The sequence below is a fragment of the Aeromonas sp. s13 genome (assembly GCF_040907905.1).
Lineage (GTDB): Bacteria > Pseudomonadota > Gammaproteobacteria > Enterobacterales > Aeromonadaceae > Aeromonas > Aeromonas veronii.
Genome location: NZ_JBFOCS010000032.1, coordinates 54,980 through 78,449, shown reverse-complemented (window position 1 = coordinate 78,449; position 23,470 = coordinate 54,980). Strand labels below are relative to the sequence as shown.

Annotated in this window: 28 protein-coding genes, 1 tRNA gene, 1 pseudogene and 1 other annotated feature; of the genes and pseudogenes, 19 read left to right on the top strand and 11 right to left on the bottom strand. The window is 59.7% G+C overall.

The window, feature by feature from the left end; genetic code table 11:
- The 3 genes and pseudogenes from AB5Y82_RS04565 to AB5Y82_RS04555 form a co-directional block, all read right to left on the bottom strand.
- Positions 1-231 (bottom strand): annotated as a pseudogene (locus AB5Y82_RS04565) (hypothetical protein); the annotation flags it as partial.
- Between the two features lie 235 nt (positions 232-466).
- A tRNA-Arg gene (locus tag AB5Y82_RS04560) sits at positions 467-543 on the bottom strand.
- A 50-nt stretch (positions 544-593) separates the two neighbouring features.
- A complete protein-coding gene (locus tag AB5Y82_RS04555; RefSeq protein ID WP_042019923.1) occupies positions 594-1,748 on the bottom strand; it encodes a flagellar assembly protein FlgT in 1,155 nt (384 codons plus the stop codon).
- A 207-nt stretch (positions 1,749-1,955) separates the two neighbouring features.
- Here AB5Y82_RS04555 and AB5Y82_RS04550 point away from each other — a divergent pair, with 207 nt between their 5' ends.
- Together AB5Y82_RS04550 and AB5Y82_RS04545 are read left to right on the top strand one after the other, a co-directional pair.
- Entirely contained in the window at positions 1,956-2,576 is a 621-nt protein-coding gene (locus AB5Y82_RS04550; protein WP_005338718.1) for a FlgO family outer membrane protein, read from the top strand.
- A 10-nt stretch (positions 2,577-2,586) separates the two neighbouring features.
- Positions 2,587-3,012: an LPP20 family lipoprotein gene (locus AB5Y82_RS04545; RefSeq protein ID WP_368173705.1), complete on the top strand. Its 426-nt coding sequence runs from the start codon at positions 2,587-2,589 to the stop codon at positions 3,010-3,012.
- A gap of 77 nt (positions 3,013-3,089) precedes the next feature.
- On the opposite strand, the gene pheA is transcribed toward AB5Y82_RS04545, so the two are convergent.
- On the bottom strand, positions 3,090-4,262 hold the full coding sequence (gene pheA / locus AB5Y82_RS04540) for a prephenate dehydratase (RefSeq protein ID WP_005338715.1): 1,173 nt from the start codon (positions 4,260-4,262) through the stop codon (positions 3,090-3,092).
- A 38-nt stretch (positions 4,263-4,300) separates the two neighbouring features.
- Positions 4,301-4,422, bottom strand: a sequence feature (Phe leader region).
- A gap of 169 nt (positions 4,423-4,591) precedes the next feature.
- Between pheA and AB5Y82_RS04535 the strand changes: the two genes are divergently transcribed.
- The 17 genes from AB5Y82_RS04535 to AB5Y82_RS04455 all read left to right on the top strand — a co-directional run bounded on the left by AB5Y82_RS04535 (position 4,592) and on the right by AB5Y82_RS04455 (position 17,631).
- A complete protein-coding gene (locus tag AB5Y82_RS04535) occupies positions 4,592-5,203 on the top strand; it encodes an HAD family phosphatase (protein ID WP_159143140.1) in 612 nt (203 codons plus the stop codon).
- Positions 5,204-5,221: 18 nt separating this feature from the next.
- Positions 5,222-5,500 (top strand): DUF6482 family protein, encoded by a 279-nt coding sequence (locus AB5Y82_RS04530; RefSeq protein WP_005338699.1) that lies wholly within the window; start codon positions 5,222-5,224, stop codon positions 5,498-5,500.
- A 79-nt stretch (positions 5,501-5,579) separates the two neighbouring features.
- Positions 5,580-6,416 carry a hypothetical protein gene (locus AB5Y82_RS04525; protein ID WP_042080710.1) on the top strand — a complete coding sequence of 279 codons (837 nt, stop codon included), beginning with the start codon at positions 5,580-5,582 and terminating at the stop codon, positions 6,414-6,416.
- Between the two features lie 106 nt (positions 6,417-6,522).
- Positions 6,523-7,095, top strand: a complete 573-nt coding sequence (locus AB5Y82_RS04520; protein ID WP_124930054.1) for a DUF3157 family protein — start codon at positions 6,523-6,525, stop codon at positions 7,093-7,095.
- A gap of 189 nt (positions 7,096-7,284) precedes the next feature.
- A complete protein-coding gene (locus tag AB5Y82_RS04515) occupies positions 7,285-7,926 on the top strand; it encodes an autotransporter (RefSeq protein ID WP_042080712.1) in 642 nt (213 codons plus the stop codon).
- Positions 7,927-8,106: 180 nt separating this feature from the next.
- Entirely contained in the window at positions 8,107-9,054 is a 948-nt protein-coding gene (locus AB5Y82_RS04510) for a DUF523 and DUF1722 domain-containing protein (protein ID WP_005343644.1), read from the top strand.
- 69 nt (positions 9,055-9,123) lie between these two features.
- Positions 9,124-10,011 carry a MerR family transcriptional regulator gene (locus AB5Y82_RS04505; RefSeq protein WP_368173704.1) on the top strand — a complete coding sequence of 296 codons (888 nt, stop codon included), beginning with the start codon at positions 9,124-9,126 and terminating at the stop codon, positions 10,009-10,011.
- Positions 10,008-11,429: a deoxyribodipyrimidine photo-lyase gene (phrB, locus tag AB5Y82_RS04500; protein ID WP_368173703.1), complete on the top strand. Its 1,422-nt coding sequence runs from the start codon at positions 10,008-10,010 to the stop codon at positions 11,427-11,429. Before AB5Y82_RS04505 ends, phrB begins: the two co-directional genes overlap by 4 nt.
- A gap of 1 nt (position 11,430) precedes the next feature.
- Entirely contained in the window at positions 11,431-11,859 is a 429-nt protein-coding gene (locus AB5Y82_RS04495) for a nuclear transport factor 2 family protein (RefSeq protein WP_043819061.1), read from the top strand.
- A complete protein-coding gene (locus AB5Y82_RS04490; RefSeq protein WP_368173702.1) occupies positions 11,856-12,590 on the top strand; it encodes an SDR family NAD(P)-dependent oxidoreductase in 735 nt (244 codons plus the stop codon). The genes AB5Y82_RS04495 and AB5Y82_RS04490 overlap by 4 nt, the downstream gene beginning before the upstream one ends.
- Positions 12,587-13,846, top strand: coding sequence for an NAD(P)/FAD-dependent oxidoreductase (locus AB5Y82_RS04485; protein WP_368173701.1), 1,260 nt, complete (start codon positions 12,587-12,589; stop codon positions 13,844-13,846). Before AB5Y82_RS04490 ends, AB5Y82_RS04485 begins: the two co-directional genes overlap by 4 nt.
- Entirely contained in the window at positions 13,843-14,625 is a 783-nt protein-coding gene (locus tag AB5Y82_RS04480) for a DUF1365 domain-containing protein (protein ID WP_368173700.1), read from the top strand. The genes AB5Y82_RS04485 and AB5Y82_RS04480 overlap by 4 nt, the downstream gene beginning before the upstream one ends.
- The gene (locus tag AB5Y82_RS04475; protein WP_111899930.1) at positions 14,625-15,881 is read left to right on the top strand and encodes a cyclopropane-fatty-acyl-phospholipid synthase family protein; all 1,257 of its coding nucleotides are present in this window, start codon (positions 14,625-14,627) and stop codon (positions 15,879-15,881) included. Before AB5Y82_RS04480 ends, AB5Y82_RS04475 begins: the two co-directional genes overlap by 1 nt.
- A 2-nt stretch (positions 15,882-15,883) precedes the next feature.
- Positions 15,884-16,360, top strand: coding sequence for a DUF2878 domain-containing protein (locus tag AB5Y82_RS04470; RefSeq protein ID WP_111899931.1), 477 nt, complete (start codon positions 15,884-15,886; stop codon positions 16,358-16,360).
- The gene (locus tag AB5Y82_RS04465) at positions 16,357-16,578 is read left to right on the top strand and encodes a TIGR02450 family Trp-rich protein (RefSeq protein ID WP_005338671.1); all 222 of its coding nucleotides are present in this window, start codon (positions 16,357-16,359) and stop codon (positions 16,576-16,578) included. The genes AB5Y82_RS04470 and AB5Y82_RS04465 overlap by 4 nt, the downstream gene beginning before the upstream one ends.
- Entirely contained in the window at positions 16,535-17,077 is a 543-nt protein-coding gene (locus tag AB5Y82_RS04460; protein WP_162632506.1) for a chalcone isomerase family protein, read from the top strand. The genes AB5Y82_RS04465 and AB5Y82_RS04460 overlap by 44 nt, the downstream gene beginning before the upstream one ends.
- A gap of 14 nt (positions 17,078-17,091) precedes the next feature.
- Positions 17,092-17,631 carry a DUF3833 domain-containing protein gene (locus tag AB5Y82_RS04455; protein ID WP_236321275.1) on the top strand — a complete coding sequence of 180 codons (540 nt, stop codon included), beginning with the start codon at positions 17,092-17,094 and terminating at the stop codon, positions 17,629-17,631.
- Between the two features lie 73 nt (positions 17,632-17,704).
- Here the strand turns inward: AB5Y82_RS04455 and nqrM are convergent, their stop codons facing one another.
- From nqrM to AB5Y82_RS04420, 7 genes are read right to left on the bottom strand one after another with little or no spacing between them, the layout of a single operon-like run.
- On the bottom strand, positions 17,705-17,929 hold the full coding sequence (nqrM, locus tag AB5Y82_RS04450) for a (Na+)-NQR maturation NqrM (RefSeq protein WP_005338668.1): 225 nt from the start codon (positions 17,927-17,929) through the stop codon (positions 17,705-17,707).
- Positions 17,930-17,938: 9 nt separating this feature from the next.
- Positions 17,939-18,976: an FAD:protein FMN transferase ApbE gene (locus AB5Y82_RS04445; protein ID WP_005338666.1), complete on the bottom strand. Its 1,038-nt coding sequence runs from the start codon at positions 18,974-18,976 to the stop codon at positions 17,939-17,941.
- 3 nt (positions 18,977-18,979) lie between these two features.
- Entirely contained in the window at positions 18,980-20,203 is a 1,224-nt protein-coding gene (gene nqrF / locus AB5Y82_RS04440) for an NADH:ubiquinone reductase (Na(+)-transporting) subunit F (protein WP_005338656.1), read from the bottom strand.
- A 32-nt stretch (positions 20,204-20,235) separates the two neighbouring features.
- A complete protein-coding gene (nqrE, locus tag AB5Y82_RS04435) occupies positions 20,236-20,832 on the bottom strand; it encodes an NADH:ubiquinone reductase (Na(+)-transporting) subunit E (protein WP_005338645.1) in 597 nt (198 codons plus the stop codon).
- Between the two features lie 3 nt (positions 20,833-20,835).
- Positions 20,836-21,468 (bottom strand): NADH:ubiquinone reductase (Na(+)-transporting) subunit D, encoded by a 633-nt coding sequence (locus AB5Y82_RS04430; RefSeq protein WP_005338644.1) that lies wholly within the window; start codon positions 21,466-21,468, stop codon positions 20,836-20,838.
- Complete coding sequence (locus AB5Y82_RS04425) at positions 21,461-22,249, bottom strand: Na(+)-translocating NADH-quinone reductase subunit C (protein ID WP_005338643.1); 789 nt, start codon at positions 22,247-22,249, stop codon at positions 21,461-21,463. The genes AB5Y82_RS04430 and AB5Y82_RS04425 overlap by 8 nt, the downstream gene beginning before the upstream one ends.
- Positions 22,239-23,468: an NADH:ubiquinone reductase (Na(+)-transporting) subunit B gene (locus tag AB5Y82_RS04420; RefSeq protein ID WP_005338642.1), complete on the bottom strand. Its 1,230-nt coding sequence runs from the start codon at positions 23,466-23,468 to the stop codon at positions 22,239-22,241. Before AB5Y82_RS04420 ends, AB5Y82_RS04425 begins: the two co-directional genes overlap by 11 nt.
- Between the last annotated feature and the right edge of the window lie 2 nt (positions 23,469-23,470).

Genomic DNA, 23,470 nt, shown 5'->3' with positions numbered 1-23,470 from the left:
CGACAGAGGGGTGAGGGTATCGGAGCGATACAGCACCTTGCTATCGCTGTAGGGACGGATATGCAGTGCATCGGAGGCGACGTTAAACATCACGTTGCTTTGCTCGATGGTCCAATCCATCCCGGCTGCCTGTAGCCAGATATCGAGGGATTGTTGTGGGGGCAAAACATTGCCAAGGCCATGCCAAGGGGTTTGGCCGGTGTAGGCCATCGTATCGATCAGGTGAGCCATATCTCCTCCAAGAATAGTGAAATGCAGGCATTCAGCCTGCTAACTCATGGAGGTGATGTAGGTTTGAGAGATTATTGAATGGGGTTCATTTGCCACCATACTCTCATTATTTCAAGGGGCGTTACAGCATGATGGTGTTGTGCAATGAACTGCATTGGAGGGGTACGGAGAGGGGTACGGGGCCAAAAACGACCAAGGGGTTGGCATCGTGATGATGCCAACCCCTTGTTTTATATGGCGCTCCCGACTGGAGTCGAACCAGTGGCCTGTCCCTTAGGAGGGGACCGCTCTATCCTGCTGAGCTACGGGAGCTGTGTGGCGGGCATTATACAAGAAGCAACTCCCTTTTAAACCCTTGATTCTTATTCCAATACTGCCAAATCCCCGTTCTGGATGTTAAACGGCGAATATTTGTTCTGGCTGCTGATGATGGCGCCATCGTCGAATACCTGCACCACTTCGAACAGGCCGTCGGCCGGGTTGCGCATCATGCGCGACTTGCCGTAAGGGTCGATGAAGTCGGCGTTGTGCTGGATGCGGAATTGGTCGCCGAGCTTGACGCCGTTGCGCCGTCCCAGATTGATGTAGGGGCCGCGTTCGTTCTGGCCTACCACCCGGGCGGTGACAGGGGCGCAGGTGAGCTGGGCCACCAGATCCTGAGCGGCTTGCTGCAACTGGTAGCTGACCTCCTGGCCGTAGCTTGACTGCCAGAACTGGCCGCTGCTGCTGCCCACCTGTTCCCGCTTGCCAAAGGTCCAGGTGGCGCGCCCTTCGTAGACCTTGCGGTTGACCAGACTGCCGTTGATGCCGTCGAACAGGTAGAGCTGCATGCGAAAGTTGCGCACGGGATCCTCATACCAGCTGGTCAGCTGGTTGCCCTGGGGCTCGATGGAGAGATCGTCGATGCTGCCGAGCACCAGATACTGGCTGTCGGTGCGCAGGCTGAGCGCCTTGATCTCTTCAAGAGCGCTGCGATCCCCCTGTTGCAGATGGAGCGGGTCGATGCGCAGGTTTTCATCCAGCCACTGGCGCACCGCGACCCCTTGCGGCGCATTGGCGAGGGTTTCGAACAGCCGTCGCGAGAGGTTTTCCGGCATGTCGTCCATGGCGCCGTAGCTGGCCTGATCCGGATAGCGCATCCGCAGCCGCACCAGTGTCAAATCCTTGGCGAAGTGCTGGGTCTGGCAGATCTGGCGCTCGGCCTGAATGTCGGCCACCAGCGTGATGTACATGCGGCCGTTGCGCACCTCTTCCCGCTTGAGCCGGTACTGGCGAATATCGCCGCCGGAGCGGATCTGGATCTGCTCGGAGCGCAGGCTGCCATTTTCCAGACGCTGGACGCTGGAGACAGCCGCGCCGCTTGCCAGCAGGGCCTGACGCAGGGCATCGCGGGTTGCCTGCTCGCGGGCATAGACTTCATCGCCCCCCAGAATAGCGGCGCTGCCCTGTGCTTCGATAAGTTCGGCGCGGGCGCTCAGGCTGGCCAGCAGCAGGGTCAACAGCAGCGGTAATTTCATAGCAGATACCTTGAGTTGGCGGGCAGCCACGCCATTTTGGAGGAAATGGCGCCCGCTGGCCGACATGGATCACAACACTTGCCGGTTGGCAGCGCGCGGTTGCGCTGACGATGGTCATTAAAAAGCAAGAATCATGCCTCATTCCCGGCTCAAGCTTTGTCCGGCGCGTCCGATAATAAGTCAGGTGCAGATACAGGAAAGGTATCCATGAACAAACTCATCACGGCGTTGGCGCTCGCTCTGGCATTGACCGGGTGTGGCTCCGACCCTATCAATCGGGATCAGGGTGACCCCCGCCAGGCGGCACAGGGGATGGAGCTCAACTGGCTGGTGGCGCGCATGACCGATCAGCTGATGGAGCGCAAATCGCTGACCACCCTGACCGAACCTATCGCGGTGGCCTCTTTCGTCGATCTCGATACCCTGCAGGACACTAACTGGATGGGCCAGCAGATTGAGGAGAGCTTTATCTACGAGCTCAATCGCCGCGGCGAGGTGGTGGTGGACTTCAAGCTGACCGGCAGCATCAAGGTGACGCCGCAGGGGGATTTTGTACTGAGCCGCAACTACAAGGAGCTCTCCTCCCGTTTGCCGATCTCCCGCATTCTGGTCGGCACCTTCAGTCGCAATAGCAAGGGGATCCTGGTCAACGCCCGCGTTATCGACATGCGCACCAAGATGGTGGAGACCACTGCCCAGAGCCTGATCCCGCAAAAATATCTGTTCGGTGCCAACAACTCGTTTGGTCGGGCATCGATCAATCGAGGTTATCTGATGCGTGACAGTCAGGCCCGGCCGGGCGGTCATCTGGTCAACCTGACCCCGTAAGGAGCGAGTCATGAAGATCCTGTTTGGTTGCCTGTTGGCACTCTTGCTGACGGGTTGCAGCTTCAACCGGGTGGTGGATTACACCCAGGGTGGCAAGCCCGATGATTTTCCTGTGCTCAAGGCGGTGGGCTATGCGGTGATCGACATCCAGCCCGGCCCTTCCCAGTCGGAGAAGATGCTGCAAGCCATTCGCGCTTCCAAGATGGATGCATATCGCGAGCTGGCCGAGCAGCTCAATGGTCAGCAGGTGCATGGCCAGAGCAGCTATCGTGACCTGACCCAGACCTCCAACTCGTTGGATGTGTCGGTCGCCGGTGTGGTGCGTGGTGCCCGGGTGGTTGCCTCTTATCCGCGCGGCAATACCTATGCCACCGAGATGGAGCTCGATACCCGTGCCCTCTACAACATCAACCAGCTTATGGCTGGTCAGTTCTGAGTTGATGGGCTTGCCGTGAAAACCGGCATCAAAACAAAAGGCGAGCAGGGTGCTCGCCTTTTGTCGTTGTGGGCTGGTTAGCTCCCCATCAGCACCGGCGGCACTGCGGTGGGTTTCACATCCTCGCTCGGGTAGCAGCCAAGCACCTTGATATAGCGGGTGATCTTGGTCAGCTCCACCAGTGCGGCCTGCATCGCCGGGGTCTGCAGGTTGGCGGAGACATCTAGGTAGAACATCTCTTCCCACGGGTTGCCCTGCACCGGACGGGATTCGAGCTTGGTCATGTTGATCTCGTGGCTGCGCAGTACCAGCAGCGCCTCGACCAGCGAACCCGGCTTCTGGGAGGTGGACATGATGAGAGTGGTCTTGGCCGGGATCTGCGGTGCCACATCGATGGGCTTGCGCGCCACCACGATAAAGCGGCTGTAGTTCTCTTTCTGGTTGGCGAGCTGCTCGGCCAGCACATCCAGACCATACAGTTCGCCACCGGCGGCGCTGCCGATGGCGGCGGCCTCCGGGCTGGCCAGTTCTTTCACCTTCATCATGGCACTGGAGGAGGAGTCGCAGATCTCGTGGCGCGCCCCTTCCAATTTGCTCAGATAGTGGGAGCACTGCTGGAACACCTGCGGGTGGGCATAGAAGGTCTTGATGCGGCCAAGCTCGGTCGGCACGGCGGTGAGGATGCAGTGCTCGATGGGGTAGGTGAGCTCGCCGACGATGGAGAGGCTGGTGTGCTGCATCACGTCATAGACTTCGTTGATGGAGCCCGAGCTGGTGTTCTCGATGGGCAGCACGCCGAAGGCGGCGCGGCCTGACTCCACCGCATCCAGCACTTCGCGGAAGTTCTGGCAGTTCACCTCGATCACCTGATCCTTGTAGCGGGCCAGATATTTGCGGGCGGCCAGGCTGGAGTAGGAGCCGCGCGGCCCCAGATAGGCGACGCTGGTCATCGGCTCCTGCTGCTCCGGGTTGAGCAGGCTCTGTAGGTATGCCTGCTGGGAGAGCACAGAGTCTTCGATGATGGTGTGATAGATACGGGTGATGTACTGGGCATCCAGCCCCAGCACGCGCCCTTTCTGGATCAGGGCGACCAGCAGCTCCTGTTCCCGCTGGTGGTCACGGATGGGGCGCGGGTTGGCTTGCTTGGCACGGGCCACCTCGATGCTGAGGGTCTTGCGTTTCGCCAGCAGGGCAAGCAGCTCCTGATCCAACCGGGTGATGTCTTGTCTGATCTCGTCGAGCGTTGCCATGATTGTTCCCTATCCAAGTAATCGATTGATATTAATGCAAAAAAAAGCCTCCGCTAGGGGAGGCTCGATTCGTCTTTGCTTTCTGTTCACACGACGACAGGCCTTCCCTCAAGCGGGCCGGATAAACGAGAAAGCAAAGAAGAATGGTGCGTGCATAGGTGTGTCCTTGAAGTAACGTCATAACCATTAAGGGATTTGCCGGTTTGATGCAAGTAAAACTTGCCCGCGGGCGGGGATGGGGGCAGGGTATCCGGTTAAGAAAATGGCGTATGAGCGATGTTCTATTGACTCTGTTTGATGACTGAAACCCAGTGGGGGAGGTAAAGACGATGGCGATTATTTTCGATCTGGGACGGGTGGTGGTGAGCTGGGATCCGGTAGGCATAGTGCGTTCGGTGCGTGGCCTGCAAGGGGCTGAACAGTTGGCCGAGCAGCTCTTTAACCACCCGGATTGGCTGGAGGTAGACAGAGGCACCATGTCGCTCCACACCATGGCCCGGGAAGCGCAAGCGCGCACAGGCCTCTCGGCGGCACAGAATCTGGCCATTTTACAGGCAGTTCCCGCCTCCCTGCTGCCAGATCCCGCTATGCTAACCCTGATAGCCGAGCTGCACGGGGCGGGGCATACCTTGTATGCCCTCTCCAACATGGGTCATGCCAGCATCGACTGGCTGGAGCAGCATCAGGATTTCTGGCGCTTCTTCAGCGGCAAGGTGGTCTCGGCACGGGTACGGATGATGAAGCCGGAGCCGGATATCTACCGCTATCTGCTGGTGTCGTTCGATCTGAAACCGGCAGAGTGCCTCTTCATCGATGACAGTCCCGCCAACATCGCGGCCGCCGAGGCCCTCGGTATCAGGGGGATCGTTTTTACCGACGCGGCGAGTTGCCGCCAGCAACTGGGTGAGCTGGGCTGTTTGCCCGCCACCGGCAGGGGATGATGCCCCTCTAGGAGCACTATGGAGCATGGCCGGTTTCGCAATTGGCTCAGTCACTATCCCGAGGCGACCCTGATCATCGCCTGCAAGGATGGCAGCGGTTATCAGCTCTGTGTTGAGGCAGAAGGGGAGTGCCTCTGCCTGACCGACAGTGAGGGAGGGCGCTTGACCTTCACCTCGCTGGATCAGGCGCAGGGTTTCTTGCGAGCCCATCGGGTTCACCAAGCAAGATTACGAATTTATGACGCCCAAAATGAAGATTTAGCAGCAGAATCACAGGAAATAATCATCAAGTTTTAATTTTAACCAGACTCTTTAAGGGTCTATTCAGTTTGTTTGCCGCACAATACTGCACCTGTTCATCATCCGGAGCTGTTTAATGGGTGCCAATGTAGTTGTACTGAATCAGGGATATGATCACTCTTTTCAAGCCAGGGAACAGCTGCTGATTGAGCGACTGGCAAGTTTTGACGAGCTGGTTGTCTCTTTTTCGGGACGGTTGGAATCCTGCTACAGCATCGAGCTGTGCCGCGCTGCCGGTGTGAAAATCCACGCAATTACCCTCGATAATCCGACCCGCAGTCGCAGCGAAGTGGCCCGAGCCCGCCGTTATTGCCAGCGTTATGGCATCGATCACTGGGTCATCAAGAGTGACGAGATCGTCTTTTGCGATCGCCTGCCAAATATTGAAGGGCTGATCGACCCGGTTCGCCGCATCGGTGAGTATGTGCAGACTCGTCCGGAATGGACTCATCTGCCGTTGCTGGTTCCGGCCGCGGTGGAGGAGCGTGATGATTATCTTGCCCAGTTCGGGTCTCTGCCTGCCAACTCTATCTGGTTTTTTGCCGACAACGGATTGATGCGCCGCGATTATCGTTACGGCTTCAACAAGCGTCAGCTCGGTCGTTGGGGTAAGGGGAGCAACGGTTGCCTCAGCAATCGCTTCACCAATCCACGGCAGCTTGAGCAGCGTTATCTGCGAATGGTGGATCAGGCAGAGCAGATGCTGGCCGACATGGGGCTGGACGAGGCACAGGTCTTTTTCCATACCCTGTGTGACTGCTCCACCACCCTGGCCCGGGTGCGTCTGCCCGAGCATCAGCGTGCGCAGGCCTTTGATATGCAATCGGATATTTTGTCCGCCCTCAAGGGGAGCAAGTTCGATCTGGTGACCCTGGATATGGCACAGAAAGAGCGGCACGATCTCGCCATCTAGCCTGCGGGCAAGCGATGCGGGTGCCAGAACGTGAGTGCTGTCATAGGCAAGGGGCGACGGGACTGTTTATACTGTCGCCCTTTCACCCGTTACCGAGCTTCGCCCAATGAAACCCTTCTCCCGTCTGCTGATTGCCCTGTGCCTCTCCCCCGTACTGGCGCAGGCTGCCCCTCTTTCTCAGGTGACGCTGCCCGATGGTCGGCAGGTTCAGCTCAACGACGACTTCACCTGGGAGTATCTGGTGGTCAAACCGGCCGAGTCCGTACAGGGCGTGGCTACTGATGGGAAGGCTGGTGCCGTGGTGGCCGTCGCTGCTCCGGTGCTGACCGATCAGGCCAAGGCCAATCCGGAACTGCTTGCCCAGATGGCGCGTGACGGTGTGGTGGTCAAGCTGGACAAGATCGAGGGATCTGACCCGTTGGTGCTGACCTTTATGGTGAGCAATACCGGCACCCGCAATGTGGTCGGGGTGCGTGGCATGGTGACCCTGTTCAGTGCTGACGGGGTGCAGCTGAGCCGTCAGGAGGCCCGCTTCTGGGTTGCCGAGAATCGTCTGCCGGAGACCTATCTGCGCAAGGGGCAAGCCCGTCCGTCGCTGGCACTCGAGATCCCCCGTCCTGCCGGATTGACCGGTCAGCCGCTGGTGCGGGTCGAAATTGACGAGGTGGTCTTCCGCTGATTTGGCGTTGTTCCGGCCCATGCAAACTGTTTGGGTCGGCAACTTGTTGCCGCTGACACCCCCTGCAATATCTGCTTACATCTGACATGGTTCTGCAACAGCTTGCAGCTCGGCAAGCCGGGAACTTCGCCGCACAATGACTCCATACCAGCTCGCTAGCAACGGGCCCAATCACATGGAGTTATCATCATGAAAAAAGCAACTGTCTCTCTTCTGGTTCTGGCCGGGTTTGCCTCTACTTCCGTCATGGCGCAGGATGCCTTTAGCTACGCCAAGGGGTCCGCCACCTGGGCGCACACCAAATCCGACTATCTCAGCGGTACCTTCAGCAATGACAGCAAAGGAACCCGTGATTTTGGCGGTCTGAGCCTGGATCTCTCCAAGAGCTTCGGCTCCAATTTCTATGGTCGCGGCAGCACTGAATACACCTCTCGCAGCAACGGCAACGACAGCATGTCGATCTCCAGCATCGGTGTTGGTGTCTTTACTCCGCTGAGCACGGGTCTGAACCTCTATGGTGAAACCGGTGTGACCGGCTACATGCTGGAGCGTGAACTTGCCAGCGATATCGCTAACAAAGGGTGGGATGCTGTTGCTCGCAAAGATAGCGGCAGCATGTACGGTGAAGTGGGTCTGCGCTACGACATCGGCAATGTCGAGCTCTCCACCGCTTATCGCTACGCCAACATGACCGACGATATGCACGACTTCAAGGTGGGCGGTGCCTACAAGCTCAACCAGAACTGGGCGCTGACTGCCGATTACACCTATCGCAACTGGGATCTGCAAAAAGGTTCCATCTCCAGCCTGGGTGTGAAGTACAGCTTCTAATCCCCCTTCCCGTAGTCCGTAGTGTCTTGATTTTTACCCATGGCGTTCGCCATGGGTTTTTTCTTTTTCCGGTGATCCTCTTTTTCTCCTTGTGTCGTATCAGTCGCAAATAGTTATACAACTTTCATTTTTTTGTATAACTGCTATAACTGAATCAATGCTTATACAAGGAGCGTCATCATGTACAAGATTAAAGTCGGTATCAGTGCCTGCCTGCTGGGACAAGAGGTACGTTTCGATGGGGGCCACAAGCGCTCCAGCTTCTGCGAACGGGATCTTGGCGCTCACTTTGACTATCACCCCGTCTGTCCCGAGATGGCCATTGGTCTAGGGGCGCCTCGCGCCGCCATCCGGCTGGTCAAGCGCAACGGCGAGATCCGTGCCGAGGCGAGCAACGGTAGTTTCGATGTCACCGAAAAGCTGATTGCCTTCAGCGAACAGAAGGCACGCCAGCTCGACTTCATCTCCGGTTATATCCTCTGTGCCAAATCACCCAGCTGCGGTATGGAGCGGGTCAAGGTCTATGGCGCCAACAACGAGGGGAGCGCCAAGGAGGGGATCGGCCTCTTTGCCAAGGCGTTGATGGAGGCCAACCCCCTGCTGCCGGTTGAAGAGGATGGCCGCCTGTGCGACCCCATCCTGCGGGAGAACTTCGTGCTGCGGGTCTTCGCCTACCACGACTGGCAGCAGCTCTGCGCCCGCGGCATCACCGCTTCTGCGCTGATCCGCTTCCACTCCCGTTACAAGTATCTGGTGCTCTCCCACGCCACCACCCACTACCGGGCGCTCGGCAAGCTGCTTGGCAATCTGGGCAAGTCCACCAATTTGCAGGAGGTGGCCGACAACTACATCAAGGGGTTGATGACGGCGCTGACCCTGCGAGCCAACCGCCGCAGCCACACCAATGTGCTGATGCACCTGCAGGGCTACTTCAAGCGGGTGCTGACCCCGGCCCAGAAGCAGGAGCTTGCCGATACTATCGACAAGTACCGCACCGGCATATTCCCCTTGCTGGTGCCGCTCACCCTGATCCGCCACTACCTGCGCGAGTACCCCAATCCCTATCTCGCCGAGCAGGTATATCTCAATCCACACCCCGATACGCTGAAATTGCGTTACGGGCTCTGAATCCGTTCTGTTGCCCCGGCGCATGGTTTGCGCCGGGGGGCTTTACCCCTCTGTTTGATGGACGTTGTCATGTCTGATTTATCGCAAGAAGTTGCTCCTCTGGCTGATAAGGGGATCTACCCCATTCGCGAGGTCTCCCGCCTCACCGGCGTCAACGCCGTGACCCTGCGCGCCTGGCAGCGCCGCTACGGTCTGGTGCAACCGGCTCGCACCGAAAAGGGCCACCGCCTCTATAGCGAGCAGGATATCCGCCAGATCGGCGAGATCCTGAGTTGGCTGGATCGGGGAGTGAGTATCGGGCAGGTGAAGGGGCTTTTGAGCGAACCCCATTCTGAGCCGGTGAGCGATCACTGGCAGCAAACCTTGGAGCAGTTCAGTCAGGCGCTGCTTGCCTTCAACCAGCGCAAGGCGGAGTCCGAGCTTAACGACCTGCTGGCGAGCTACCCGTTCGAGCTGGTGCGCAGCCGGGTACTGCAACCGCTGGTGGAGCGGCTGCTGGGGCTGTGGCGTGAACGGCCCGATGGCGAGCTGCTGCAACAGGTGTGGCTGGGCTGGCTCCATACCCGCTTCGCCCGCCATCTGATCGAGCAGGAGAAGGGCGTGCCGATCACGCTGGCGAGCTGGGGGCAAGTCGGCCCCCTCGATCTGGTCTGGGCCGCTTACGAGTTGATCGGTCAGGGTTATGAGGTGCAACTGCTGGGAGCGGTCGAGCCGCGCCATGCCAGCTTGCTGGAGGGGCGTGCCGTTACCCCCTGGCTGGTATTGTTGGGGGCAGGGCTTGGCAAACAGGAGCTGGCCGCCGGGTGGCCCGCAGGCACGCGCCTGTTTGGCGAACTAGGTCGTCTCTACGATGATGAGTGGCTTAAAGCGCATGGCTGGCAGGCGAGCCTTGCCGAGCTGATGGCGGATGCCCCAGATGCTGCTGGCACCAGCGGACGCGGGAGGAAAAAATCATGAGACTGGTCTGGTTGCGCAATGATCTGCGCCTTGCCGACAACCCGGCGCTACGCCATGCCTGCGCCGGTGATGAGCCGGTCGCCGCGCTCTTTATCATCTCTCCTGCCCAGTGGCGGCAGCACAAAATGGCCCCCATTCGTCAGCGCTTTATGTTGGCGCAGGTCGATGTGCTGGGCCGCGAGCTGGCGGCCCTTGGCATCCCGCTCCATCTGCTGCGAGTGGAGACTTTTGCCGAGGCGCCCGCTGCGCTAGCAGACCTCTGCCGCGAGCTGGGGGTGACCCAGCTCTACGCCAATCAGGCTATCGAGATCGACGAGCAGCGCCGCGATCACGCCGTGAGCGCCTCGCTGGCAGAGCAGGAGGTGAGTTGTCACTGGCTCAACGGCTGTTGCGTATTGCCGCCGGGGCGGGTGCTGACCGGCTCGGGGGAGATGTTCAAGGTCTTTACCCCTTTCAGCCGCGCCTGGCTCAAGGCTCTCGACGAGGATGGCTTCGTCATTCACCGTGCCCCAGCGCGCCGTGGCGAGCCCTTGCCTTGGTTACCGCTGGCCGAGCGGGAGTGGGTTGATGAAGCGCTCAGCGAGCTGATGGCTGATCCCCGCTGGCCAGTGGGGGAGGCGGAAGCTCTGCGTCGTTTGAACGATTTTCTGGAGCAGGCAGTGCTCGACTATGGGGAGACCCGTGATTTTCCTGCCATCGCGGGCACGTCCGTGCTTTCCCCCTATCTGGCGGCGGGCATCATCAGCCCCCGTCAGTGCGTGGCGGCGCTCCAGCAGCGGCTTGGCTATCGGCCCCAGTCCAAGGCTCAGCCCGGCTTTGTCTGGCTCAACGAACTTATCTGGCGTGAGTTCTATCGCCACCTGCTGGTGCTGATCCCGACCCTCTCCATGAATCGCCCCTTCAAACAGGAGACCGCAGCGCTGCCGTGGAGCTGGGATCCGGATGCCTTCGCCGCCTGGTGCGAGGGGCGTACCGGTTACCCCATCGTCGATGCGGCGATGCGCTGTCTCAATGCCACCGGCTGGATGCATAACCGGCTGCGGATGATAGTGGCGAGCTTTCTCACCAAGGATCTCCATATCCACTGGCGGCTCGGGGAGGATTACTTCATGAGTCGGCTCATCGATGGAGATCTGGCGGCCAACAACGGCGGCTGGCAGTGGGCAGCGGGCACCGGCGCCGACGCGGCGCCCTACTTTCGGGTCTTCAACCCCACCACTCAGGGGCAACGATTTGATCCACAAGGGGAGTTTATCCGTACCTGGGTAACTGAACTGGCCGATATTCCTGCAGCTTATGTGCATCAGCCCCACGACTGGCTGCGACTCAAGGGGCGACAGGATTATCCGGCACCCATGGTGGATCACGCCGTAGCCCGGGTGAGAGCCATCGAGATGTTTCGCTCTCTGGAGAAATAGGATGAACGAGCCGCTGGCCCGCTTTATTGGCCTCTATCAGCAACTGGACAAACAGCAGTTGCACCGCTTGCCCGAGGTCTATGCCGAACAGGTGGTCTTTACCGATCCGGCCCACCGTATCGAGGGGCTGGCGGCCCTTGGCGACTATTTTGCCGCCCTCTATCAGCGCCTCGCCTACTGTCGCTTCGTCATCACCAGTCAGCAGCAGCAAGGGCCGCAGGCCTGGCTCGGCTGGACTATGACCTTCTCTCACCCCAGATTGCGTGGTGGTGAGCCGGTGACGGTGGAAGGGGCCACCCGCCTCGAATTCGACGAAGCGGGCAAGGTGTGCCAGCACCGGGACTATTTTGACCTGGGCGCCATGCTCTACGAGCAGTTGCCGCTGCTCGGGCCCGTGGTGCGCACTATCAAGATGAGGCTTGGCGCATGAGCGGCCGGGTGCTTATTACAGGCGCGACCTCCGGCATCGGTCGCCAGTTGGCGCTGGATTACCGGCGGGCAGGCTGGCAGGTGTGGGGCTGTGGTCGCGATGGCGAACGGCTGCAGGCGCTGGGGCTGGATGGTGTCACGCCGCTGCAGTTCGATGCCCGTGATCTGGCCGCAATGAGCGGGGTGGCGGCTACGCTGCCATCCCTCGATCTTATAATCCTCAACGCAGGCAACTGCGAGTACATGGATGTCGGCGAGGGGTTTGACAGCGAGCTGTTTGCCCGGGTGATTGAGACCAATCTGACCGCCACCGGCCATGCGCTGGCCGCCTTCTTGCCGTTGCTCGGGGCTGGGTCACGGCTGGCCATCGTCAGCTCGTCGGTGAGCTGGCTGCCGCTGCCGCGAGCCGAGGCGTATGGCGCCTCCAAGGCGGCCCTCGACTATCTGGCGGATACCTTGCGCCTCGATTTGGCCAGCAAAGGGATCGGGGTGACCCTGATCCGCCCCGGCTTTGTCCAGACGCCGCTCACCGCCAAAAATGATTTTCCCATGCCCTGTCTGGTGACGGTGGAAGAGGCCTCCCGCGCCATCATGGACGGCCTGACCGCTGGTCGTCACCAAATCCACTTTCCCCGCCGTTTCATCTGGCTGCTGCGCCTGCTTGGTGCGCTGCCGGTGGGGCTCTGGCTGCGCCTTGGCCGCGCACTCGTATCGAAAGGAAGCCATTCATGAAGAAAAAGATTGCCATCGTCGGTTCAGGGATCTCGGGGCTCACTGCCGGTTTTCTGCTCCACAAACTCCATGACATCACCCTGTTCGAGGCGGCGCCAACCCTGGGCGGTCACACCGCCACCGTCGATGTGACTCAGGCTGGCCGCAGCTATGCCATCGACACCGGCTTTATCGTCTTCAACGATCGCACCTACCCCAACTTCTTGAAGTTGCTGGCTCGGATCGGCATGGCGCGGCAACCGGCCGAGATGAGCTTCTCGGTGAAGAGCCCGGAGGGGCTGGAGTATAACGGCCATAACCTCGACACCTTGTTTGCCCAGCGCAGCAATCTGCTGAGTCCGCGCTTCTATGGCTTTGTCGCCGAGATCCTGCGGTTCAACCGGGAGGCGCGGGCCTGGCTGGCGGATGGTCAGCATCAGGGGGCGGGCCCCGAGCTGACCCTGGGGGATTTTTTGCTGGCGGGGGAGTTTAGCGACTACTTCGCCCGCCACTACATCTTGCCGATGGGGGCGGCAATCTGGTCATCGACCCTGGCCGATATGCGCGCCTTCCCCCTTGGCTTCTTCCTGCGCTTTTTTGCCAACCACGGTCTGCTCGATGTGGCCAATCGCCCCCAGTGGTACGTGATCCCGGGTGGCTCGCGGGAATATATCGGCCCCCTTACAGCGGGTTGGCAGTCGCAGATCCGCCTCGCCTGTCCGGTGCAGAGCGTACGGCGGGACGCGGATGGCGTGGTGATCCAGAGCAGTTACGGCGAGGAGCGGTTTGACGAGGTGATCTTCGCCTGCCACAGCGATCAGGCGCTGGCGCTGCTGGCGGAGCCCGGCGAGCGGGAGCAGGCCATCCTCGGCGACATTCCCTATCAGGCCAACGATGTCTGGCTCCATACCGATGCCCGCTGCCTGCCCACCCGCCGCAAGGCATGGGCCAGCTGGAACTATCAGCTCGATGGCAATGACGAGGCGCGGCCGCTGGTGAGCTACAACATGAACATCCTGCAGGGGGTGAACTCGCCGGAGCCCTTCTGCGTCAGCCTCAACCCCAAGGGCAAGGTGGATGAGAGCAAGGTGCTGCGCCGCTTCGTCTATCACCATCCGGTGTTCAATCAGGCCTCTATTGCCGCCCAGCAGCGGCGCGCGGAGATCTGCGGCCAGCAGCACACCCATTTCTGTGGCGCCTACTGGTACAACGGCTTCCATGAGGATGGGGTACGCAGCGCGCTGGATGTCGCCAGGCGCTTCGGGGCCGAGCTATGAACGGCGCCACCGTGGCTACCGAACATGAGCGTGCCGACGAACTGGCTGGCGTCACCAGCGCCATTTGGCTGGGTTCGGTGCGCCACCGCCGTTTTGCACCGCGGCCCCACGCCTTCTCCTACAGCCTTTTTATGCTGGGACTGGATCTCGACGAGCTGCCGCAGCTCGATCAGGGGCGCTGGTTCGGGGTTGAGCGGGCTGGGCTGCTCTCGTTTCACCGCCATGACTATCTCAAGGGGAGTGAGGGAAGCCTCAAGCAGGCGGTGTGGCAGAAGGTGAGCGAGCTGGGTGGCGATGCCGAGCCCGAGGGGCGGGTACTGCTGCTCGGCAATGTGCGCTGTCTGGGGTTCTACTTCAGCCCGGTCAACTTCTACTTCTGCTACCGGCAGGGCGAGGCGCGCTATCTGCTGGCAGAGGTGTCGAACACCCCCTGGAACGAGCGTCACTACTACCTGCTCGATCTGGCGGCGCTGGCACCCCATGACAAGGATTTTCACGTATCCCCCTTTATGGGGCTGGCGATGCGTTATCACTGGCGGATCAGGCCGCCCGCGCAGGAGACTCTGATCCATATCGAGAGCCATCCCGTATCCGGTGAAGCCAAGCTGTTTGACGCCACCCTGGCGCTCACTCGCGAACCCTTGTCGCGCAAGGGGCTGGTGGCCCTGCTGGCCCGCTGGCCATGGATGACCATGAAGGTGCTGCTCGGGATCTACTGGCAGGCACTGCGTCTTTTTATCAAACGAACACCGATTTTTACCCATCCGGAGAGCCGCTAATGGAACTTGCTCATTCAACCCTCTCTGCCTCTTTCATCGACAAGGGGGCAAGACAACTGCTGCTCAATCTGCTGGGTCGCCTCGAACATGGCCAACTGCTGCTGCGGGATGGCGGTGAGCGCCACAGCTTTGGCGTCGCGGGCACCGATCTGCATGCCGAACTGGTGGTGCTGGAGCCTGCCTTCTATCGTCGCCTGTTGCTGGGGGGCAGCATTGCCGCTGGGGAAACCTGGGTGGAGGGGCTCTGGACCAGCCCGGACCCGGTGGCGCTGGTGCGGCTGCTGGCCCGCAACCTGACCCTGCTCGACTCCCTTGAGCGGCGCCTTGGCTGGCTCAGTTTCCCCTTCAACAAGGTGCGCCACTGGCTCAACCGCAATACCCTGACCGGTTCGCGCTCCAACATCGCCGCCCACTACGATCTCGGCAATACCCTCTATCAGGGGTTTCTCGACAGCCATATGCAGTACTCGAGCGCCATCTATCCGAGCGCCGAGGCCACTTTGGAAGAGGGGCAGCAGGCCAAGCTGCGCACCATCTGCGAGCGGCTCGAGTTAGGGCCTGACGATCATCTGCTGGAGATCGGCACCGGCTGGGGTGGCCTTGCTGTCTATGCCGCCCGCCACTATGGCTGCCGGGTGACCACCACGACTATCTCCCGGGCCCAACATGACTATGCCAAGGAGTGGATTGCGCGGGAGGGGCTGGGGGATCGCATCACCTTGCTGCTGGAGGATTACCGCAAGCTGGAGGGCACCTATGACAAGCTGGTCTCCATCGAGATGATCGAGGCGGTGGGCCACGCCTTCCTGCCAGACTATTTCCGCCAGTTGTCACGGCTGCTCAAACCCGGTGGTCGCCTGCTCATCCAGGCCATCACCATCGCCGATCAGCGCCATGCCCAGTATCTGCGCGGGGTTGATTTCATCCAGCGCTACATCTTCCCCGGTGGCTGCCTGCCGAGTGTCTCCCAGATGGCGGGTTTGCTGGCGCGGGAGACCGACATGCAGCTGGTGCGGTTGCATGATCACGGCCATCACTATGCCCGCACCCTGGCTCACTGGTGCGATCGCTTTCTGGCGTTGGCGCCCGAGCTGCCCAAGCTAGGTTACAGCCAGGATTTCATCCGGCTGTGGCACTTCTACTTCGCCTATTGCGAGGGGGGATTCTGGGAGCGCAGCATCAGTCTGGTGCAGCTGGAGGCCGCCAAGCCGGGGCCCGCTGGCTGGTCGGGTGATGTGCCAGTAAGCGGTCACTGACCATGTGGCAGTGGGCTCACCTGCTGGGGTTCAACCTCTACTGGTTGCTGGCGGTGAAGTGGCAGCAGCCGGGCCCGCTGCTGGCAATGTTGTTGCTGCACTTTCTCTTCTCACCCAGCCGCCTGCGTGACTGGCGGCTGCTCCCCATCGCGGTTGCCGGCTGTCTGCTGGATGTCCTGCTCTGGCAGCTCGGCCTGTTCCGGTTCCCGTCCGGTTTTCCCCTCTGGCTGGTGCTGCTCTGGCTCGGTTTTGCCCTGACGCTGGCCCACGGTATGCGCTGGCTGCTGCGCTTGCCTCGCTGGCAGCAGGCGCTGTTTGGCGCGTTTGGCGGTGCTTCCTCCTATGTGGCGGGGGCCGCCATGGGGGCAGTACACTTACCTTGGGGCATCTGGATCAGCACGGCGCTGCTGGCAGTGATCTGGATGTGGTGGTTACCCGTACTCCTGTGGGTAATGGTCAAGCTGGAGGGTGAGTCATGACAAACACCTTTTCGACCGACTCGTTGCTTTTTTCCAAATGGACCAAAGAGAGCCAGCATGAGCTAACTGATCGCTTCTATCTGGTGGTTGCCTGCCAGCGGGATGCGCAGGGGCAGCTGGTGCAGGTGGTGATGCAGGATATCAACACCCTGCAGGAACAGGAGATGGACTGGCATGAACTGGAAGACCCCAACCACTGGCATATGGGGTGGAATTAACCCGCTGCTGCTGGCGTTTACGCTCTTTGCTGCAACCGCGGTGCAGGCTTCTTCCGCCCCCTGGCAGCAGTTGCGCCCGGTTGGGCAAGGGGAGATGAACTGGCTATGGTTCAAGCTCTACGATGCCACCCTCTACAGTGAAAGCGGGCACTATCAGCCCGGTCACTATCCACAGGCACTGACCCTCACCTATGCCAGGTCCATCGAGCGGGAAGACCTGCTGAGCGCTACTGCCGCGGAGTGGCAGCGGCTCGGTCTTGGCTCCGACGCCGAGCATCAGCGCTGGCTTGGCCAGCTCGCTGCACTCTGGCCCGATGTGCAGGCAGGCGACAAGCTCACCTTCTATGTCGACAAGGGCGGGACAGGCCACTTCTGGTGGCAAGAAAAACCCCTCGGCACCCTGGCCGATCCGCAATTCTCGGCCGCTTTTCTCGCCATCTGGCTGGCTGACAACAGCCGCGATCCCGCCCTTACCCGCCGCCTGCGTGGCCAACCCTGAACATGGAGTCTTTGATGTCCTTCTATCGTGCATACCGCTGGTTGCTGCTGCTCCCTTTTTTGCTGCTGAGCGGCTGTGGTGCCAGTCTCGATGACTATCGTGGGCAGGGGCCAAACTGGGATCTCGCCCGTTTCTTCAACGGCAAAATGGTGGCTCACGGCCTGGTGACCGACCGCAGCGGCGAAGTGACCAGTCGCTTTCGGGTCGAGATGGTGGGTCGTTGGAAGGATGGCAAGGGAGAGCTGTTCGAGCAGTTCTACTTTGATGATGGCCGCCAGCAGACCCGTACCTGGTATCTGAGCAAGGGGGTTGACGGTCACTGGCGAGGTACTGCTTCCGATGTGGTGGGAGAGGCGGTGGGTAAAAGCGAAGGGTTCGCCCTCAACTGGCGTTATCAGCTCGATCTGGCGCTGCCGGATGGCGAGGTCGTGCGGGTGAGCTTCGATGACTGGATGTATCTGCTGGACGAAGATCGTCTGATCAATCGTGCCGAGATCAGCAAGTTCGGTATCCATCTTGGCGAGGTGATCCTCTATATCGAACGTCAGCCCTGACCGTTAACGCAAGATAACGCCCAGTAAAAAGCGCGCCGATAGCGCGCTTTTGTTTACTGAAAAACCAGAGTCATCAGATGATGCGGTTCTCTTCCAGCATCTTGCGGCGGGCCTCTTCCTTGGCCATCTTCTTCTTGCGGTTGTCGCAGGGTTCCGGGCAATCGCACTCTTTCTCGATGCCGACGCTACCCAGACCGCCACAGGAGCCGGAGATGGTCTTCTTCTGGAAGATGTAACCGATAGCCATGGCGGCTATCACCAGCATGAATACCCCGAAGGTGATCAGAAAAATCTGCATCTCTACCTCTTACTTCTTGACCAGATAGGGCTTGAAGGCATCGGAGTAAGCCTCTTCAAAGCCGTTGTCCGTCTTGGTGATCACGAAGATCGCCAGGCCGCGCTCGTTGGCATAGGCCAGGCTCTTCTCGGTCCCCATCACCATAAACACGGTGGCCAGCCCGTCTGCGGTCATGCAGGAGGGGTGGATCACGGTGACCGATACCAGACGGTGCTGGATCGGTTTGCCGCTGCGCGGATCTATGGTGTGGGAGAAGCGCTGACCATCCAGTTCATAGTAGTTGCGGTAATCGCCGGAGGTGGCCACCCCGTTGTCACCGGGCACGATCACCTCTTGCACCGTGCCGGTGCCTGCGGTGGGCTTCTCGATGGCCACGCGCCAGGGGTGACCCTTGCCGTTGACGCCATTGATCCGCAGCTCGCCGCCAATCTCCACCAGATAGTTACGCGCACCCAGTGACTCCAGATACTCGGCTACCTTGTCCACACCAAAGCCCTTGGCGATGGCGGAGAGATCGACGTAGAGATCCGGAATATCTTTTTGCAGGGTATCGGCATCCACCGAGGTGATGACGTGCAGGTTGCCCAGACCGGTCTTCTGGCGAGTCTGGGTGATCAGCTCGTCGGAGGGAACCTTGGTCGGCTTCTTGTCCGGGCCAAAGCCCCACAGATTGACCAAGGGGCCAACGGTGACGTCCAGCGCCCCCTGGCTCTCACGGCCAATATGAATGGCCTCTGTGACGACCCGTGCGGTATCGCGGGAGACCACTACCGGTTTGTTGTCACGGCTCTGGTTGAAGCGTGACAGTTCGGAATCGGGGCGATAGGTCGACATCTGATCGTTGACCCGCTCCAGCAAGACATCCACCTCAGCTTGAAGCTTGGCCGGATCGCTGATGGCGCTGTCCGCCACCTTGATGGAGTAGTAAGTGCCCATGGTGCTACCGGTGATATGGATCTCCGGTTTGGATTGGACCGTCTCCTGACCGCACCCAGTCAAGAAAAAGGCTAGCCCGAAGGCTAGCCAGGTCTTTACAACACTGTGCATGGATTAACCACCAAAGTCATCCAACAGGATGTTTTCGTCTTCAACGCCCAAGTCTTTGAGCATGTTGATGACGGCAGCGTTCATCACCGGAGGTCCACACATGTAGAACTCGCAATCTTCCGGTGCTTCGTGGTTCTTGAGATAGTTCTCGTAGAGCACGTTGTGGATGAAGCCGGTGTAGCCGTCCCAGTTGTCTTCCGGTTGCGGATCAGACAGGGCGACGTTCCAGGTGAAGTTCTCGTTCTCGGCGGCGAGCATGTCAAAGTCTTCGACATAGAACATTTCGCGCTTGGAACGGGCACCGTACCAGAAGCTCATCTTGCGCTTGGACTTCAGGCGACGCAGCTGGTCGAAAATATGGGAACGCATCGGCGCCATACCTGCACCACCACCGATGAATACCATTTCGGCATCGGTATCCTTGGCGAAGAACTCACCGAACGGACCGGAGATCGTCACCTTGTCGCCAGCCTTCAGGCTGAAGATGTAGGAGGACATCTGTCCCGGAGGGGCAGTCCAGTTGCTCGGGGGCGGGGTTGCGATACGCACGTTCAGCATGATGATGCCGAACTCTTCCGGATAGTTGGCCATGGAGTAGGCACGGATGATCGGCTCATCGACCTTGGACTCCAGCTCAAAAATCTTGAAGCGATCCCAGTCACCGCGATACTCCTCGGGAATATCGAAGTTCTTGTAGTGCACGTGGTGAGCCGGGGCTTCAATCTGGATATAACCACCGGCGCGGAACGGTACGCTCTCGCCGTCGGGGATCTGCAGTTTGAGCTCCTTGATGAAGGTGGCTTTGTTATCGTTGGAGATAACAGTACATTCCCACTTCTTCACCCCGAAGATCTCTTCCGGCAGTTCGATATCCATGTCGGAGCGAACAGTAACCTGACAGGCCAGACGCTCGCCATGACGGGCTTCGCCCTTGCTGATGTGATCCAGTTCGGTCGGCAGAATGTCGCCGCCACCGGATTTCACCCGTACCTTGCACTGGCCGCAGGAGCCACCGCCGCCACAGGCGGAGGAGACGAAGATACCGCTGCCAGCCAGCACGCCGAGCAGCTTGCCACCGGCCGGGCTGGTCACAGCCTTGGCCGGGTCACCGTTGATGCTGATTGTCACGTCGCCCGCGGTCACCAGCTTGGACTTGGCGAACAGAATGACTGCCACCAGTGCCAGCAGGATCACGGTAAACATGACCACACCCAAAATAATTTCCATCTATCGTTCCTTTCTGATTGCAGGAAAGCCGATTACAGGGAGATACCAGAGAAGGACATGAAGCCCAGCGCCATCAGACCGGCGGTGATGAAGGTGATGCCCAGACCGCGCAGGCCTTCCGGAACATCGGAGTACTTCATCTTCTCGCGGATACCAGCCAGCGCAACGATCGCCAGCATCCAGCCTGCCCCTGAACCCACACCGTAGACCACAGACTCCATGAAGTTGTAGTCACGCTGCACCATGAAGGAGACGCCACCGAAGATGGCGCAGTTCACGGTGATGAGCGGCAGGAAGATACCCAGCGCGTTGTAGAGTGCCGGGAAGTACTTGTCCAGCGCCATCTCCAGGATCTGTACCAGTGCTGCAATCACACCGATGAAGGTGATGAAGCTCAGGAAGCTCAGATCCAGACCGGATACCAGAGCGCCATCTTTAAGCACGTAGTTGTAGATCAGGTTGTTGGCAGGAACCGCGATGGTCTGCACTACAATAACGGCAATACCCAGACCCATGGAGGTCTTTACCTTCTTGGACACCGCCAGGAAGGTACACATCCCCAGGAAGAAGGAGAGTGCCAGGTTTTCGATGAAGATCGATTTAATCAACAGACTCAGATAGTGTTCCATACCTTAATCCTTCGCCTCCACCTGCTTGGGATCCTTGGTGCGTACGCCCCAAATGATCAGACCAATGATGAAGAATGCACTCGGCGGCAGCAGCAGCAGGCCGTTGGGCACATACCAGCCACCGTTGTTCACCAGCGGCAGCAACTCGATGCCGAACCAGGTGCCGGAGCCCAGCAGTTCACGCACGGTCGCGACGCTCAGCAGAATGGCGCCATAGCCCAGACCGTTGCCGATACCATCCAGGAAGGAGGGCAGCGGGGCACTCTTCATGGCGTACGCTTCAGCGCGGCCCATTACGATACAGTTGGTGATGATCAGACCCACGAAGACCGACAGTTGCTTGGAGATGTCATAGGCGTAAGCCTTGAGCACCTGGTCAACCACGATAACCAGTGAGGCGATGATCGCCATCTGCACGATGATCCGGACGCTGTTCGGGATCTGGTTGCGGATCAGGGAGATGAACAGGTTTGAGAAGGCGGTGACCGCCATGACCGCGAGGGTCATTACAAACGCAGTTTTCATCTGGCTGGTAACCGCCAGTGCAGAACAGACGCCCAGCACCTGCAAGGCGATGGGGTTGTTGCCCAGCACAGGCGTCAACAGCAACTTCTTCATTTCGCTCTTGTCAGCCATTGTTGATTTCTCCTGCACGAACCTTGGCCAGGAAAGGACCGAAGCCCTTGGGACCCATCCAGAAGTCGAAGGTATGCTGTACGCCGTTACCGGTCAGAGTGGCACCGGAGAGACCATCGATCTCGTGCTCGGAGCCCGCCGGAGCATGGCCCTTGATGACGCGCAGCGCCGGCATGCCATTCTGGTCGAACAGTTTCTTGTCCTTGAACAGCGCCTGCCAGGCCGGGTTTTCGATCTCGCCACCCAGACCCGGGGTTTCACCGTGGTCATAGTAGGTGATGCCCTTGATGGTCTGGCCATCAGCGGCAACGGCCACGAAGGCATACATGGTCGACCACAGACCCTGACCGTAGATGGGCAGGATGATGCTGTCGATCTTGCCTTCGGCATCCTTGGCGAAGAACACCGGGATCTGCTTGGAGATCTGACGCAGGCTGGCCTTGTCGTCAGCGGCGGCAAGACGGATGCTGCGGGCCGGATCTTTGGCTGCCTGCTTGGTGTCGAAGTTGTCGGCATCGCCGTCAACAAAGTCACCGGTCGCCAGATCCACCAGACGCGCTTCGATCTTCTCGCCGTACAGTTTGGCCAGGTCGCGCTTGGCCACTTCGCTCACATCCACACCGGCTACGGCGAGAATGTTGCTTTGCTTGTCCAGCGCCTTGTTTTCCTGCTGGGTAGAACGCAGGCCCACAGCGGCAACGGATACCACGATGGAACAGGCCAGACAGAGGCCTGTGACCACGCTGACGGTGCCGAGGGTTGAATCTTTATTAAACGCCACGAGCAATCCTCCGCTTGATGTTTGCCTGAGCGACGAAGTGGTCAAACAGGGGAGCAAACAGGTTCGCAAACAGAATGGCCAGCATCATGCCTTCCGGGAACGCAGGGTTGACCACGCGAACCAGCACGACCATTACGCCGATCAGGGCGCCATACCACCACTTGCCTTTGTTGGTAAAGGCTGCGGAGACAGGGTCGGTCGCCATGAAGGCCATACCGAAGGCGAAGCCACCCAGTACCAGATGCCAGTGCCACGGCATGTTGAACATGGGGTTGGTATCGGAACCGATGACGTTGAACAGCAGGGAGGTGGCGATCATACCGATCATCACGCCGGCGATGATGCGCCAGGAGGCGATGCGCATGTAGACGATCATGGCGGCACCCAGCAGAATCATCAGGGTAGAGACTTCACCGATGGAACCAGGCAGGTTACCCAGGAAAGCGTCCATCCAGCTGATAGCCTGGCCGGTTGCACCGTTGATCAGCGCCATCTGGCCGCCTTGGGCCCACTGGCTCAGGGCAGTCGCGCCGGAGAAGCCGTCAACGGCAACCCATACGGCGTCACCGGAGATCTGGCCCGGGTAGGCGAAGAACAGGAACGCACGGCCAGCAAGCGCCGGGTTCAGGAAGTTCTTGCCGGTACCACCGAACACCTCTTTGGCCATCACCACACCGAAGGTGATACCCAGTGCAGCTTGCCACAGGGGCAGCTCGGGCGGCACGATCAGGGCAAACAGGATGGAGGTTACGAAGAAGCCTTCGTTGATCTCGTGTTTACGCACCATGGCGAACAGCACTTCCCAGAAACCACCGACAAAGAAGACGGTGATGTAGATCGGGAAGAAGTGGGTGGCGCCAATCAGCATCTTGCTGCCGATACCGGCAACAGCCGGATCGAGGGAGGCGCCCAGCATGGTAGCCAGGGCATATTGCCAGCTGCTGGCACCAGCAGCCGAGCCCATGTGGGCAATGGCGGCAATCGCCTGGTTACCAACGTTGTACATGCCCCAGAACATGGCCGGGAACACGGCTAGCCACACCATGATCATCATGCGCTTCAGATCGAGCGCATCACGAACGTGGGAGGCGTTGCGGGTAACGCTACCCGGGGTATAGAACAGGGTGTACGCCGCTTCGAACAGGGCATAGTACTTGGCGTACTTTCCACCCGGTTCGAAGTGGTGTTCCATATTTTCAAGAAGTTGCTTGAAACTCATCG

Bases quoted from the DNA above. Each gene is read 5' to 3' on its own strand.
- AB5Y82_RS04470 (WP_111899931.1), top strand. From the start codon at position 15,884: ATGTGGCAGTGGGCTCACCTGCTGGGGTTCAACCTCTACTGGTTGCTG.
- AB5Y82_RS04535 (WP_159143140.1), top strand. From the start codon at position 4,592: ATGGCGATTATTTTCGATCTGGGACGGGTGGTGGTGAGCTGGGATCCG.
- AB5Y82_RS04520 (WP_124930054.1), top strand. From the start codon at position 6,523: ATGAAACCCTTCTCCCGTCTGCTGATTGCCCTGTGCCTCTCCCCCGTA.
- AB5Y82_RS04420 (WP_005338642.1), bottom strand. From the start codon at position 23,468: ATGAGTTTCAAGCAACTTCTTGAAAATATGGAACACCACTTCGAACCG.
- AB5Y82_RS04485 (WP_368173701.1), top strand. From the start codon at position 12,587: ATGAAGAAAAAGATTGCCATCGTCGGTTCAGGGATCTCGGGGCTCACT.
- AB5Y82_RS04455 (WP_236321275.1), top strand. From the start codon at position 17,092: ATGTCCTTCTATCGTGCATACCGCTGGTTGCTGCTGCTCCCTTTTTTG.
- AB5Y82_RS04495 (WP_043819061.1), top strand. From the start codon at position 11,431: ATGAACGAGCCGCTGGCCCGCTTTATTGGCCTCTATCAGCAACTGGAC.
- nqrM (WP_005338668.1), bottom strand. From the start codon at position 17,929: ATGCAGATTTTTCTGATCACCTTCGGGGTATTCATGCTGGTGATAGCC.
- AB5Y82_RS04505 (WP_368173704.1), top strand. From the start codon at position 9,124: ATGTCTGATTTATCGCAAGAAGTTGCTCCTCTGGCTGATAAGGGGATC.
- AB5Y82_RS04490 (WP_368173702.1), top strand. From the start codon at position 11,856: ATGAGCGGCCGGGTGCTTATTACAGGCGCGACCTCCGGCATCGGTCGC.
- pheA (WP_005338715.1), bottom strand. From the start codon at position 4,262: ATGGCAACGCTCGACGAGATCAGACAAGACATCACCCGGTTGGATCAG.
- phrB (WP_368173703.1), top strand. From the start codon at position 10,008: ATGAGACTGGTCTGGTTGCGCAATGATCTGCGCCTTGCCGACAACCCG.
- AB5Y82_RS04530 (WP_005338699.1), top strand. From the start codon at position 5,222: ATGGAGCATGGCCGGTTTCGCAATTGGCTCAGTCACTATCCCGAGGCG.
- AB5Y82_RS04475 (WP_111899930.1), top strand. From the start codon at position 14,625: ATGGAACTTGCTCATTCAACCCTCTCTGCCTCTTTCATCGACAAGGGG.
- AB5Y82_RS04445 (WP_005338666.1), bottom strand. From the start codon at position 18,976: ATGCACAGTGTTGTAAAGACCTGGCTAGCCTTCGGGCTAGCCTTTTTC.
- nqrF (WP_005338656.1), bottom strand. From the start codon at position 20,203: ATGGAAATTATTTTGGGTGTGGTCATGTTTACCGTGATCCTGCTGGCA.
- AB5Y82_RS04515 (WP_042080712.1), top strand. From the start codon at position 7,285: ATGAAAAAAGCAACTGTCTCTCTTCTGGTTCTGGCCGGGTTTGCCTCT.
- AB5Y82_RS04545 (WP_368173705.1), top strand. From the start codon at position 2,587: ATGAAGATCCTGTTTGGTTGCCTGTTGGCACTCTTGCTGACGGGTTGC.
- AB5Y82_RS04460 (WP_162632506.1), top strand. From the start codon at position 16,535: ATGAACTGGAAGACCCCAACCACTGGCATATGGGGTGGAATTAACCCG.
- AB5Y82_RS04525 (WP_042080710.1), top strand. From the start codon at position 5,580: ATGGGTGCCAATGTAGTTGTACTGAATCAGGGATATGATCACTCTTTT.
- AB5Y82_RS04465 (WP_005338671.1), top strand. From the start codon at position 16,357: ATGACAAACACCTTTTCGACCGACTCGTTGCTTTTTTCCAAATGGACC.
- AB5Y82_RS04430 (WP_005338644.1), bottom strand. From the start codon at position 21,468: ATGGCTGACAAGAGCGAAATGAAGAAGTTGCTGTTGACGCCTGTGCTG.
- AB5Y82_RS04510 (WP_005343644.1), top strand. From the start codon at position 8,107: ATGTACAAGATTAAAGTCGGTATCAGTGCCTGCCTGCTGGGACAAGAG.
- AB5Y82_RS04555 (WP_042019923.1), bottom strand. From the start codon at position 1,748: ATGAAATTACCGCTGCTGTTGACCCTGCTGCTGGCCAGCCTGAGCGCC.
- AB5Y82_RS04480 (WP_368173700.1), top strand. From the start codon at position 13,843: ATGAACGGCGCCACCGTGGCTACCGAACATGAGCGTGCCGACGAACTG.
- AB5Y82_RS04550 (WP_005338718.1), top strand. From the start codon at position 1,956: ATGAACAAACTCATCACGGCGTTGGCGCTCGCTCTGGCATTGACCGGG.
- nqrE (WP_005338645.1), bottom strand. From the start codon at position 20,832: ATGGAACACTATCTGAGTCTGTTGATTAAATCGATCTTCATCGAAAAC.